10 protein-coding genes and 1 riboswitch are annotated in these 12734 nt (G+C 71.0%); of the genes, 6 read left to right on the top strand and 4 right to left on the bottom strand.

Features of this window, described 5'->3' with window-relative positions; all coding sequences use genetic code 11:
• Positions 1-3: 3 nt before the first annotated feature.
• On the bottom strand, positions 4-1245 hold the full coding sequence (locus tag E2170_RS01595; RefSeq protein WP_132998899.1) for an efflux RND transporter periplasmic adaptor subunit: 1242 nt from the start codon (positions 1243-1245) through the stop codon (positions 4-6).
• Positions 1246-1414: 169 nt separating this feature from the next.
• Between E2170_RS01595 and E2170_RS01590 the strand changes: the two genes are divergently transcribed.
• From E2170_RS01590 to E2170_RS01580, 3 genes are read left to right on the top strand one after another with little or no spacing between them, the layout of a single operon-like run.
• On the top strand, positions 1415-2194 hold the full coding sequence (locus tag E2170_RS01590) for a TetR/AcrR family transcriptional regulator (protein ID WP_132998898.1): 780 nt from the start codon (positions 1415-1417) through the stop codon (positions 2192-2194).
• Entirely contained in the window at positions 2181-3362 is a 1182-nt protein-coding gene (locus E2170_RS01585) for an efflux RND transporter periplasmic adaptor subunit (RefSeq protein WP_165942124.1), read from the top strand. The genes E2170_RS01590 and E2170_RS01585 overlap by 14 nt, the downstream gene beginning before the upstream one ends.
• Before the next feature lie 55 nt (positions 3363-3417).
• Positions 3418-6597, top strand: coding sequence for an efflux RND transporter permease subunit (locus tag E2170_RS01580; RefSeq protein WP_132998897.1), 3180 nt, complete (start codon positions 3418-3420; stop codon positions 6595-6597).
• A gap of 24 nt (positions 6598-6621) precedes the next feature.
• Here E2170_RS01580 and bioD read toward each other — a convergent pair whose 3' ends face one another.
• Entirely contained in the window at positions 6622-7296 is a 675-nt protein-coding gene (bioD, locus tag E2170_RS01575) for a dethiobiotin synthase (protein ID WP_132999960.1), read from the bottom strand.
• A 124-nt stretch (positions 7297-7420) separates the two neighbouring features.
• Here bioD and E2170_RS01570 point away from each other — a divergent pair, with 124 nt between their 5' ends.
• The 3 genes from E2170_RS01570 (at position 7421) to btuB (ending at position 10572) form a co-directional block, all read left to right on the top strand.
• The gene (locus E2170_RS01570) at positions 7421-7906 is read left to right on the top strand and encodes a GAF domain-containing protein (protein WP_132998896.1); all 486 of its coding nucleotides are present in this window, start codon (positions 7421-7423) and stop codon (positions 7904-7906) included.
• Between the two features lie 17 nt (positions 7907-7923).
• The gene (locus E2170_RS01565; RefSeq protein WP_132999959.1) at positions 7924-8241 is read left to right on the top strand and encodes a TfoX/Sxy family protein; all 318 of its coding nucleotides are present in this window, start codon (positions 7924-7926) and stop codon (positions 8239-8241) included.
• 76 nt (positions 8242-8317) lie between these two features.
• A riboswitch (cobalamin riboswitch) is annotated at positions 8318-8569 on the top strand.
• A 125-nt stretch (positions 8570-8694) separates the two neighbouring features.
• Positions 8695-10572: a TonB-dependent vitamin B12 receptor gene (gene btuB / locus E2170_RS01560; RefSeq protein WP_132998895.1), complete on the top strand. Its 1878-nt coding sequence runs from the start codon at positions 8695-8697 to the stop codon at positions 10570-10572.
• A gap of 148 nt (positions 10573-10720) precedes the next feature.
• Here btuB and gph read toward each other — a convergent pair whose 3' ends face one another.
• Together gph and E2170_RS01550 are read right to left on the bottom strand one after the other, a co-directional pair.
• Positions 10721-11410, bottom strand: a complete 690-nt coding sequence (gene gph / locus E2170_RS01555; RefSeq protein WP_132998894.1) for a phosphoglycolate phosphatase — start codon at positions 11408-11410, stop codon at positions 10721-10723.
• A 56-nt stretch (positions 11411-11466) separates the two neighbouring features.
• Entirely contained in the window at positions 11467-12723 is a 1257-nt protein-coding gene (locus tag E2170_RS01550) for a sensor histidine kinase (protein ID WP_425477812.1), read from the bottom strand.
• Positions 12724-12734: the final 11 nt, after the last annotated feature.

Here is a 12734-nt window from a genome sequence, read left to right as displayed (position 1 = left end):
CCGTCAGTCCTGCGTGGCCGCGTCGTCGCCGGCCTCAGCCGGTGCGGCGGGGTCGGCGGCATCGGGGTGGTCGCCGGCCGGTGCAGGCGCGGCCTGTCCGCCGGTCGGTGCCGCGGGCGTGCCCTGCGCCGCACCGTTGGCGGCGGCACCCGGCTGCCACGGCGTCGCGGTGGCCGGCTCGCCGACCTTCGCGCGCTGCAGGCCGGACACCACCACGCGATCGCCGGCAGCCAGGCCGGCGGTGACGATCCATTGGCCGCCTTCGGCGCGGTCGGTGGTGACGTCCTTGCGGGCGACGGTGTCGTCCGCGCCCACCACCAGCACGTAGGGGCCGGTGGCGTCGCGCTGCACCGCGGCCTGGGGAACCGTGTACACGCCCTGCTGCACGCCCAGCGTCGCGACCAGGGTCACATAGGTGCCCGGCAGCAGGCGGCGGTCGGGGTTGGGCAGGGTCGCGCGCAGCGACACCGCGCCGGTCTCCGGGTCGACGGTGTCGCCGGAGAAGTCGAGTTCGCCTTCATGCGCGTAGACGCTGCCGTCGGGCAGCTTCACCTGCACCGCGACCGGCCCCTGGCGCTCGAGCTGCATCGCCCGCACCTGGTCCAGCTCGGCCGAGCCCATGCTGAAGTTCACGTACAGCGGGTCGATCTGGTCGACGGTGGTGAGGAGGGTCGCCGTGCCCTGGCCCACCAGCGCGCCCTCGGTCACCTGCTGCTTGCCGGCGCGGCCGGCGATCGGCGAACGCACGGTGGCGTAGCCGAGGTTGATGTTGGCGCTGTCCACCGCCGACTGCGCCGCCTGCACGGCGGCGTCCGCGCTGCGTTCCGCGGCCAGGGCGTTGTCGAGGTCGGACTGGGACACGAACTTCTGCGGCGCCAGGCTGCGCGCGCGGTTCGCGGCGGCGCGGGCATTGGCCTGGTTGGCGCGGGCCTGGGCGAGCGCGGCCTGGGCCTCGCCGGCGGCCGCGCGCAGCGGCGCCGGGTCGATCTCGAACAGCACCTGGCCTTCCTTGACGTCGCTGCCCTCCTGGTAGCTGCGGCGCTGGAGCACGCCCGGCACGCGGGCGCGCACGTCGGCGCTGCGGTAGGCGGCCAGCCGGCCGACCAGGTCGCGACGCAGCGGCGCATTGGCCGGCTGCACGGTCACCACGCCGAGTTCGGGCGGCGGCGGGGCCTGCTGGCCGTCTTCGCCACCGCATGCGGCCAGCGCCGCGAGGAGGAGTGTGATCGTCGCGATGCGCCGCATGGGACCGGTTCCGTCAATTATTGAACTGGCAAGTATAGCGTCGGGGAAACGCCATACCCGTGCATGAAGTCAGGGTTGTAGCAGCACGTTCCGTCCCAGCGGTGAAGACTATTGCTCAAGAACTGAATCAGGTTCATTATTCCCGCCCCACCCCTCCCCCAGCCCCTGCATGAGCACCCGTGAACGACGCCGGCGCGAACTCGCCGAGCGCGAACAGCTGTTCCTGGACAAGGCACAGGAGCTGATCCGCCAGGACGGCCTGCTGGGCCTGCAGATGTCGCGCATCGCGCAGTCCTGCGACTACGCCATCGGCACCCTGTACCAGCACTTCGCCAGCAAGGAGGACCTGCTGGTCGCGCTGGCCACGCGCAGCTGCCTGTCGCGCGCCGAGCTGTTCGAGCGCGCCGCGCGCTGGGACGGCCCCACCCGCGACCGCATGCTGGCGGTGGCGCTGGCCGACCTGCTGATCCTGCGCGAGCAGCCCGAGCACTTCCGGCTGGCCCAGTTCGTGTGGACCGACGTGGTCTGGGGCGCCGCGTCGGCGGAAAGCCGCCGCCGGGCGCTGGAAGCCAGCGCGCCACTGGCGGCCGTGGTCGACGGCATCGTCGTCGAGGCCCGCCGGCGCGGCGACCTGCCCGGAAACGTGACGCTGGCCCCAGCGGCGATGACCATCGGACCTTGGGCGATGTGCCTGGGCATGTACACCCTTGCGCAGCAGGAAGGCCTGCTGGACCACCGCCAGACCGGCAACCCCTACCGCCTCCTGCTCGTCCACGTGCAGTACCTGCTCAACGGCTACGGCTGGCAGCCGCTGTTCGACCCGGCCGACGACCGCGCCTTCGACGCCCTGCTCGAACGCGTCTGCGCCGCGGTGTTCGGCCCCGCCTGCGACCCGCACTCGACTTCCGCGACTTCCCTGCTCCAGGACCTCCTCCATGGCCAAGCCTGACCCCGCCCGCAAACCGTCCGCGCGCAAGCGCATGTTCTGGATGCTGCTGATCACCGTGCTGGTGTTCGGCGGCGTCTTCGCCGTCTGGGGCGCGATGCGCGTCATGATGAACAGGTTCTTCGACGACATGCCTCAGCCGGCGGTCGCGGTGAGCACCTTCGAGGCCCGCGCCGAACGCTGGGAAGGCAGTCTCGAGGCGGTCGGTACCCTGGTGGCGGTCAACGGCACCGACGTCACCGCCGAAGCCGGCGGCGTGGTGCAGAAGATCGCCTTCGAAGCCGGCCAGCCGGTGAAGGCCGGCGCCCTGCTGGTCGAACTGAACTCGGCCGCCGAGCTCGCCACCCTGGAAGCACTGGACGCTTCGGCGCGGCAGGCCCGCACCCAGGCCGAGCGCTGGCGCACGCTGGGGCGCGACAAGCTGGTCTCACAGGCCGACGTCGAGGAGCGTGCCACCCAGGCCGCCACCGCCCGCGCCCAGGCCGAAGCCCAGCGCGCGGTGATCGCGCAGAAGCGCGTGCGCGCGCCCTTCGACGGCATCCTCGGCATCCGCAAGGTCAACCTGGGCCAGTTCGTGGCGCCGGGCGACCCGATCGTGAGCCTGCAGTCGCTGGACCCGGTGTTCGTGAATTTCAGCCTGCCAGAGCAGCAGATCCCGCAGGTGCGCGAAGGCCTGACCGTGCGCGCCCGCGTGGACGCGCTGCCCGACCGCGAGTTCGAGGGCACGATCACCGCGATCGAGCCGGGCGTGGATGCCGGCACCCGCAACTTCACCGTGCAGGCGACCGTGGCCAATCCCGACGGCGCGCTGCGCCCCGGCTCCTTCGCCCGCGTCGACTTCGACGTCGGCGAAGCGACCGACGCCGTGGTGGTGCCGCAGACCGCGATCAGCTTCAACCCCTACGGCAACGTGGTCTACGTGGTGGTCGAGGCCGAAGGCGAGGCGCGCGCGCAGGACGGCGAAGGCGATGGCCCGCAGCTGATGGTGCGCCAGCGCTTCGTCACCACCGGCGCCACCCGCGGCGACATGATCGCGGTGACCGAAGGCCTGGAGCCGGGTGAAACGGTGGTCAGCAGCGGCCTGCTGCGCCTGCGCAACAACGCCGCGGTGACCATCAACAACGACGTGCAGCCCAGCACCGACGAGCGCCCGCAGCCGGCCAACCGCTGAGCGCGGCCCCGCCCCCACCCGCCGCCGCGCGTCCGCGCGACGGCCGGAGATCCCGATGAAATTCACCGACATCTTCATCAAGAAGCCGATCCTGGCGATGGTCGTCAGCCTGTTCATCCTGCTGCTGGGCATCCGCTCGTTCACCGAGCTCAACGTGCGCCAGTACCCGGAGCTGCAGAACGCGGTGGTGACCGTCAGCGTGTCCTACTTCGGCGCCGACGCGAACCTGATCCAGGGCTTCATCGTCACCCCGCTCGAGCGCGAGGTCGCCAGTGCGGAGGGCATCGACTACATCACCTCCACCAGCACCGCGGGCGTGGGCATCATCCAGGCCTACATCCGCCTGGACTACGACGCCAACGAGGCCCTGACCCAGATCGCGGCCAAGGTGAACAAGCTGCGCAGCCAGCTGCCGGCCGAATCCGAGGATCCGGTGATCGACCTGCAGCAGGGCCAGCAGATGGCGGCGATGTACACCTCGTTCGCCAGCGAACAGCTCAGCAACAACCAGATCACCGACTACCTGACCCGCGTGGTCGAGCCGCGCATCTCCACCATCCCCGGCGTGCAGCGCGCGGAGATCATGGGCTCGGGTTCGTTCGCGATGCGGGTGTGGCTCAAGCCCGACCGCATGAACGCGCTGGGCGTGACCGCCAGCGACGCACACGCGGCGCTGCAGTCGAACAACGTGCTGGCCGCGCTCGGCTCGACCCGCGGGCAGATGGTGTCGGTCGACCTGACCGCGCGCACCGACATGCGCACGCCGGAGGAGTTCCGGTCGCTGGTGGTGCGTGAATCCGAAGGCGCGATCGTGCGCCTGGGCGACATCGCCGACGTCGAGCTGGGTTCGGAGAACTACGACACCTCGGTGCGCATCAACGGCGAGGCGGCGACCTTCATGGGCATCTTCGTCTCGCCCGACGCCAATTCCCTGGACGTGATCGCAGAAGTCCGCCGGGTCTGGGACGAGGAGATCCTGCCGCAGCTGCCCGAGGGCATCGAGGCCACCATCCCCTACGACAGCACCGAGGCGATCCAGGACGCGATCAACGAGGTGGTGCGCACGATCATCGAGGCGCTGGTGATCGTGATCGTGGTGATCTACCTGTTCCTGGGCTCGCTGCGCAGCGTGCTGATCCCGGCGATCGCGGTGCCGCTGTCACTCGTCGGCGCGCTGTTCCTGATGCTGCTGATGGGCTTCACCATCAACCTGCTGACCCTGCTGGCGATGGTGCTGGCGATCGGCATCGTGGTCGACGACGCGATCATCGTGCTGGAGAACATCCACCGCCACATCGAAGAGGGCATGACCCCGCGCGATGCCGCGCTCCGCGGCGCGCGCGAGCTGGCCTGGCCGGTGGTGGCGATGACCACGACGCTGGTGGCGGTGTACGTGCCGATCGGCTTCCAGGGCGGCCTGACCGGCGTGCTGTTCACCGAGTTCGCCTTCACCCTGGCCGGCTCGGTGCTGCTGTCGGGCGTGGTCGCGCTGACGCTGTCGCCGATGATGTCCTCGCGCCTGCTCAAGGCCCACGGCGACGGCCACGAGAAGGGCCGGCTGGAGGCCTGGCTGGATGCGCGCTTCGACCGCCTGCATGCCGCCTACCAGGGCAAGCTGCACGGTGCGCTTGAGACCAAGGGCGTGATCGCGGTCTTCGGCGCGCTGGTGTTCGCTTCCTGCGTGGCGCTGTACATGATCGCGCCCAAGGAACCGGCGCCGATGGAGGACGAGGGCTTCATTTTCGGCGTCGCCTTCGCCGACGCGCCGGTCACGCTCGACTTCATCGAGCGCTACACGGAATCGGTCAACTCGCTGCCCGAGGAGATCGACGAACTCGGCGACGTGTTCCTGATCAACGGCGGCATGGGCCCGGGCAGCGGCATGGCCGCGATCGCCGGCTTCATCATGGAACCGTGGAGCCAGCGCAGCCGCTCCACCAACCAGGTGCTGCAGCAGGACATCCAGCCGAAGCTGGCCGAGATCACCGGCCTGAACTTCTTCGCCCAGGTCCCGCCCTCGCTGCCCAGCGCCGGCGGCGACGGCGGCGGCGAGTTCCTGATCGGCGGCATCGGCTCGTCGGAGCAGCTGGCCGAACTGGCCGGTGCCATCGTCGAGCGCGCGCAGGCGAGCAGCCGCTTCATCTTCCTCGACACCGACCTCAAGCTCGACAGCCCGCGCATCGAGGTGCAGGTCGACCGCGACAAGGCGGCGATGCTCGGCATCGACATGCGCACGCTCGCCGCGGACATGTCGGCGCTGCTGGCCGGTGGCTACGTCAACCGCTTCGCGATGGAGAACCGCTCCTACCGGGTGATCCCGCAGGTGCAGCGCAGCGACCGGCTCAACGCCGCGCAGCTGGAGAACTACTACACCCGCACCCGCGACGGCGAGCTGATCCCGCTGTCGACCCTGGTAACCCTGAAGGAAAGCGTGCAGCCGCAGAACCTCAAGCGCTTCCAGCAGCTCAACGCGGTGGCGATCACCTTCATGCCGCGCCCGGGCGTGTCCAAGGGCGATGCGCTGCGGGTGCTGGAGCAGGCCGCGGCGGAGGTGCTGCCGCAGGGCTACAGCGTCGATTACGCCGGCGAGTCGCGGCAGTTCAAGCAGGAAGGCACCGGCATGCTGGTGACCCTGCTGCTGGCGCTGATCGTGATCTTCCTGGTGCTGGCCGCGCAGTTCGAAAGCTTCCGCGACGCGCTGATCATGCTGGTCACCGTGCCCATGGCGATCAGCGGCGCACTGCTGGTGCTCAACGCCCTGGCGCTGCTGTCCGGGGTGCTGCAGATGGCCGGGATCGAAGCCTTCCCCGGCATGAGCATCAACATCTACACCCAGGTCGGCCTGGTGACCCTGGTCGGCGTGATCGCCAAGCACGGCATCCTGATCGTGGAGTTCGCCAACAAGCTGCAGCTCGAGCAGGGGCTGTCGAAGCGCGAGGCGATCGAGGAGGCCGCCGGTATCCGCCTGCGTCCGGTGCTGATGACCACCGCCGCGCTGGTGTTCGCGATGATCCCGCTGCTGATCGCCAGCGGCCCGGGCGCGGCGGCGCGCTTCGCGATCGGCATGACCGTGGCCGCGGGCATGACCATCGGTACCGCCTTCACCCTGTTCGTGCTGCCGGCGTTCTACCTGTACCTGGCGCGCGACCACAGCCACGACCGCGAGGCGGACGCAAGCAGTGTCGATGATGCCGATGCCGACGACGACGCCCTGCCCTCGCCGCAGCCTGGCTGAGGCGAGGCCTCGCGCGGCTGCCGGTCAATCCCCGGCCGGCAGCCGCAGCGCCTTCGCGGCGGCGCGCGCGTCGCCTTCGGGCAGGTACGGCAGCACGCCGAGGCAGGGTGCCGGCAGGGCGTCTTCGACCAGCGCCAGGTAATCGGCGCTGAAGTCCGGCTCCAGGGTGGAGCCGATCCAGCCGGCCAGGCGCAGGCCGTCGTCCTCGATCGCGCGCGCCGACAGCCGGGCGTGGTTGAGGCAGCCCAGGCGCAGGCCGACCACCAGGACCACGTCGGCGTCCAGCGAGCGCGCCAGCAGCGCGTGCTCCAGGCCGTCGGCCAGCGGCGCCATCCAGCCGCCGGCGCCCTCCACCACCACCACGTCGCAGTTCGCGGCGATGCGCGCGTGCGCGGCGGCGAGCACGCCCGGCGACACGCGGATGCCCGCGATGCGCGCGGCCAGCTGCGGCGCGGTCGGCTCGGGCAGCGGATAGGGGTTCACGTCCGCGTAGGGCGGCCGCGGCCGGCTGGCCGCCTGCAGCGCCAGCGCATCGGCGTTGCGCCAGCCGCCGTCGCCCGGTTCGCAGCCGGCGGCCACCGGCTTCATGCCGGATGCGCGACGGCCCTGCGCGCGCAGCGCATGCAGCAGCGCGGTGGACGCCAGGGTCTTGCCGATGCCGGTGTCGGTGCCGGTGATGAAGAACGTGGTCGCGGCCATGGTGGCCATTTTTACGCGAAAAACACCGCGCCATCACCGCCCGACGCATCGCGCCGCTTTCGCGACAGGCGCGGCGACGGGCACGCCGCCGCACCGGCCTGGCGGCTTGCCCTAGACTGGGCGGATGTTCACGTCACAGACCCTTTCGGGCAGCAAGCCCGAGCAGTACGCCCAGCTCGCCGCCCAGGCCCGCGCCCTGCTGCACGGCGAGCGCGACCGCATCGCCAACGCCGCCAACCTCTCCGCGCTGGTCTACCACGCCCTGCCGGAGCTCAACTGGGCCGGCTTCTACTTCTACGACGGCACCGAACTGGTGGTCGGCCCCTTCCAGGGCCAGCCGGCCTGCGTGCGCATCCCGCTCGACCGCGGGGTCTGCGGGGCCGCGGCCCGCAGCGGTGAAACCCAGCGCGTCGAAGACGTCGAAGCCTTCCCCGGCCACATCGCCTGCGACGCCGCCTCGCGCTCGGAGCTGGTGGTCCCGCTGTTCCACGAGGGTGCCCTGGTGGGGGTGTTCGACCTCGACAGTCCGGTTCCGGGCCGTTTCGACGTTGAGGACCAGCAGGGGCTCGAGGAGATCGCGCGCGTGTACATGGAATCGCTGGGGCAGTGAGTGCGCCGCCGCTCAAGATGCGCAACATCGGGCCGAAATCGGCCGCATGGCTGCGCCAGGTGGGGCTGAAGACGCCCGAAGACCTGATCGAGGCCGGCCCGCTGGAGGCCTTCATGCGCATCAAGCGCGCGGGCTTCAAGCCCAGCCTCAACCTGCTCTATTCGCTGGAAGGGGCCCTGCGCGACTGCCATTGGCAGGAGGTGCCCGAGGCGCGCCGCGCCGAGCTGGTGGCCGCCGCCGAAGAGGCCATCGCCGGCCTGCCGCCGCCGCGCAACCGGCCGCCGGCCGGGCCGGTGACCACCACCGTGATGCAGGACGAGCCCGACGCCGACTGAGGGCCCTGCGGCTGCGGCTGCGGCCGCCGCCGGTACCCGTGTCCGGGCGTTTTGGCGCGCCCCGCCCCGATGCCTTAGACTGCCGCCACTTTCTGGTGACCCGCGGGGATTCCCCCAAGGGTTGAAACGGGAAGCCGGTGACCTCCCGCCCGCCACCATGGCCGGCGGAAGCATTCCGGCGCTGCCCCCGCAACGGTAAGCGTGGATCCACCCCGGCAAACCGCCACTGTGCTTCGCACGGGAAGGCGCCGGGGCCGGGCATGGAGTCGGCACGCCGACCCGACGCCCTCCCGCAAGCCCGGAGACCGGCCAGAGGGATGACTGGTTGCGATGCGGAGGGCGTCGCGGCGGCAGCGCGCCGTGTACCCGCACGTCTCCCTTCCGTCGCTCCCCATGCACGCAGCCCACACCGACCCGGTCGCGCGGGCGTGCGCGATGCATGGAGATTGACCGATGAAGCCGCAACACCAGATCCTGTCCCTCGCAGTGGCGCTCGCCCTGTCCCCGGCCGCCGCGGCCAGCGGCGCGATCCAGGCCACCGACCTCGACACCGTCGTGGTCACCGCCACCCGCACCGCGATCAACGCCGAGGACGCCAACGTCCCGGTGCAGGTGATCGACCGCGCGGTGATCGAGCGCAGCCAGGCCACCTCGCTGGTGGAGCTGCTGCGCGGCCGCGCCGGCATCAACCTCGCCAACCAGGGCGGCCCCGGCAAGCTGTCGTCGGTGTTCCTGCGCGGCACCGAGTCCGACCACGTGCTGGTGATGGTGGACGGCGTGCGCATCGGCTCGGCGACCGCCGGCATGGTGATGTTCCAGGACCTGCCGCTGGACCAGATCGAGCGCATCGAGATCGTGCGCGGCCCGCGTTCGAGCCTGTACGGCTCCGAAGCCATCGGCGGCGTGATCCAGATCTTCACCCGCCGCGCCGGCGAGGGCGAAGGCCTGCGCTCCAACTTCAGCCTGGGCGTGGGCAGCAACAGCCTGCGCCAGGCCGCCGCGGGCATCGGCAGCTCCGGCGAGCGCGGCTGGTTCCAGGCCCAGGGCGCCTGGCAGCGCACCGACGGCATCGACTCCTGCCGCGGCACCGCCGAGGGCTGGGGCGCGGGCTGCTTCGCCGACGAACCCGACCGCGACGGCTACCGCAACACCTCGGTGAGCGTGCGCGGCGGCGGCAAGCTCGGCGACACCGTGGAGCTGGAGGGCCACGTGCTGGTGGCCGACGCCTTCAACGAATACGACGGCAGCATCTTCGGCGGCAACGAGGCCGACACCCGGCAGCAGGTCTTCGGTGGCCGCCTCGGCTGGCGCCCGAACCAGGGGACCGACGTCAACGTCCGCATCGGCCGCGCCGACGACAAGTCGGACAACCATTTTTACGACCACGCCACCGGCACGCGGACCTTCGCCAGCAACTTCGAGACCCGCCGCGACACCGCCTCGGTGCAGGGCGACTTCAGCGTCGGCGAAGGCCAGCTGCTCAGCACCGGCGTCGACTGGCTGCGCGACAAGGTCACCGGCAGCACCGACTTCACCGTCAAGGACCGCGACAACACCGGCCTGTTCCTGGCGTACCAGGGCAGCTTCGGCGCGCACAGCCTGGACGCCAGCGTCCGCCACGACGACAACGAGCAGTTCGGCGGCCACGCCACCGGCAGCCTCGGCTACGGCCTGAAGTTCGGCGACGGCTTCCGCTTCACCGCCAGCGCCGGCACCGGCTTCAAGGTGCCGACCTTCAACGACCTGTACTACCCGGTCTACGGCAATCCGGACCTGGAGCCGGAGGAGTCGACGACGCTGAACCTGGGCATCGCGCAGTTCGGCCAGGGCTGGAACTGGACCTTCAACGTGTTCCAGACCGACATCGACGAACTGATCGGCTACGACACGAACTTCGCCCTGCTCAACGTCGAAGAGGCGCGCATCCGCGGCGCCGAGCTGACCGGCTTCGTGTCGCTGGCCGGCTGGGACATCAACGCCGAGCTCAGCCACATCGACCCGCGCAACCGCAGCGCCGGCGCCAACCACGACCACTGGCTGCCGCGGCGCTCGCGCAACACCGCGCGCGTGGACGTGGACCGCGCCTTCGGCGCCTTCCGCGTGGGCGTGACCGGCTTCGGCAGCGGCGAGCGCTATGACGACGCCGCCAACCTGGTGCGCCTGGGCGGATACGGCACGCTCGACCTGCGCGTGGAGTACGCGATCAACGCCGACTGGACGCTGCAGGCGCGGGCCTCGAACGTGTTCGACCGCGAGTACGAGACCATCGCCTGGTACAACCAGCCCGGCCGCGAATACGGCCTGACGCTGCGCTACGCCCCCGCCAACTGAGCCTAGGAAGCGCAGGCTGCCCCGCGCCGCCCTGCATCGCACAGCACCGCACCCCCTGTAGGAGCAGCTACAGCTGCGACCCCGACCTCGCGACGGATCACCAAAGGTCACATGGAATGTGACCTCGGAGTCGCAGCTGTAGCTGCTCCTACAGGACGGTGTCGGACGGGGCGGTGTCGGGCGGGGGGCTGAGGGACGGCAGGGTCGACAGGTCGTCGAGCACGGCCACCGCACCCGCGCTTTCCAGGTCGAAGTCGCGCGGATAGCCGTGGCGCAGCAGCACCAGGTCCATGCCGGCGGCCTTCGCGGCGCCGGCGTCGGCCTCGGAATCGCCGACCATCAGCGTGTCCGCGGCAGCCACGCCGTGCAACGCCGCCAGGTGCAGCAGCGGCATCGCGTGCGGCTTGCGTTCGGCAAGCGTGTCGCCGCCGACGACATGCGTGAAATAACGGTCGATGCCCATGGCGTCGGCCAGCACGCGCGCCATGCGCTCGGGCTTGTTGGTCGCCATCGACATCGCCACGCCGGCGTCTGCCAGCGCATCGAGCGCTTCGACGGTGCCGGGATAGAGGCGCGCGTGCAGCAGCAGGCAGTCCTCGTAGTGGACCATCAGCCGCGGCATCACCGCGTCCACGTCGGCAGTGCTGCCGGCATGGCGCAGGGCGCTTTCGAGCAGTACGCGCGTGCCCAGGCCGATCCACGAGCGCACGGTGGCCTCGTCCTCGCGGGCGTGGCCAAGTTCGTCGAGGGTGCGGTTCACCGCCTCGGCGATGTCGGCGGCGCTGTCGACCAGGGTGCCGTCGAGGTCGAACAGCACCAGGGCATACGGAAAGGACACGCGGCGCCTCCTCGGCTTCGGGGACGCCCATTGTCGCCCCGGGCGCGGGCGCGGCGCTATCCGCGGGCGCCGCGCGCCGCCGACAGGTCCAGGCGCGTGGTCGTGCCCTGCCCCGGCCGCGATGCGATGTCCAGCGTCCAGCCGAGATGCCCGCACAGGCGCGAGATCAGGTCCAGGCCGATGCCGCCGCGCTCGCGACCGCCGCCACCGCGCGCCATGCGCGCATAGATCGCGCTGATCTCCTCGGGCGTCATGCCGTGGCCGGGATCGTCGATGACCACGGCGCCACCGTCGACGCGGATGTCGATCGTGCCGCTGTCGCTGTTCTCGATGGCGTTGCGCAACAGGTTGCCGATCGCGGCCTGGACCACCGGCAGCGGCGCCAGGATGTCGCAGCGCTCCGGCGCGTCCAGCACCACCGCCAGGCCCTTCTCGCGCGCCATCGGCAGGTGGTCGTCGATGATCTCGGGCAGCAGCTCGGCCAGATCGATCCAGTCGCTGGACCGCGCCAGCCGCCCGGGGTCCTTGGCCAGCACCAGCAGCAGCGCGATCAGCCGCTCGACCTCGTGCCCGGTGCGGCGGATGCGCGCGATCTGCTGGCGCGCGGCGTCCGGGACGCCGGGCTGCGCGGCCGCCAGCTCGGCCGCGCCGGCGATCACCGACACCGGCGTGCGCAGCTCGTGGCTCATGCTGTCGATGAAGGCCCGCTCGCGCTCGACGTACTGCTCGTTGCGCACGATGAAGTCGTTGAGCGCATCGGCGATCACCGCCAGCTCGGTGCTGGCGTCCGCGGGCAGCGCGATGCGCTGGCCGGCCCGGTCCGGGCTCAGGCCCGCGATGTCCTGCGCGAACTCGCGCATCGGCCGCATCAGCCGGTCGACGCCCCAGCCGATCGCCAGGCCCAGCAGCGCCACCATCACCAGCATCGCGGCCAGCACGCTGGCGGCGACGAAGATTTCCCGCCGCTCGAAATCGCCGATGTCCAGCGCCAGCGCCCACGGGCGGCCGTCCACCTCGCGCACCAGCACCACCCATTCCTTGCCGCCGAACACCACCTCGTCATGCAACCCGGGCGCCAGGCCGCGCAGTGCGTCCGGCAGCGGGCTGGCGGCCTCGTCGCCGTACAGGAACAGGGTCTCGGTATCGCTCCAGCGCTCGTCGGGGGAGAGCGCGCGGCGGTCTTCGATGTGGTCGAACTCGGCCTCCAGCAGCGCCGTCCACACCAGCTGTTCGGCGCGCTCGTTGACCAGGAAGCCGTAGCCGTACACCGCCACCGAAACCAGCAGCGCGTACGCCAGCAGCCCCTGCACCATCCGCCGCCGCA

Origin of the sequence: Luteimonas arsenica (assembly GCF_004352825.1) — a bacterium.
Lineage (GTDB): Bacteria > Pseudomonadota > Gammaproteobacteria > Xanthomonadales > Xanthomonadaceae > Luteimonas > Luteimonas arsenica.
The sequence above is the reverse complement of the archived record's forward strand: the minus strand, read 5'-3'. Positions and strand labels throughout refer to the sequence as shown.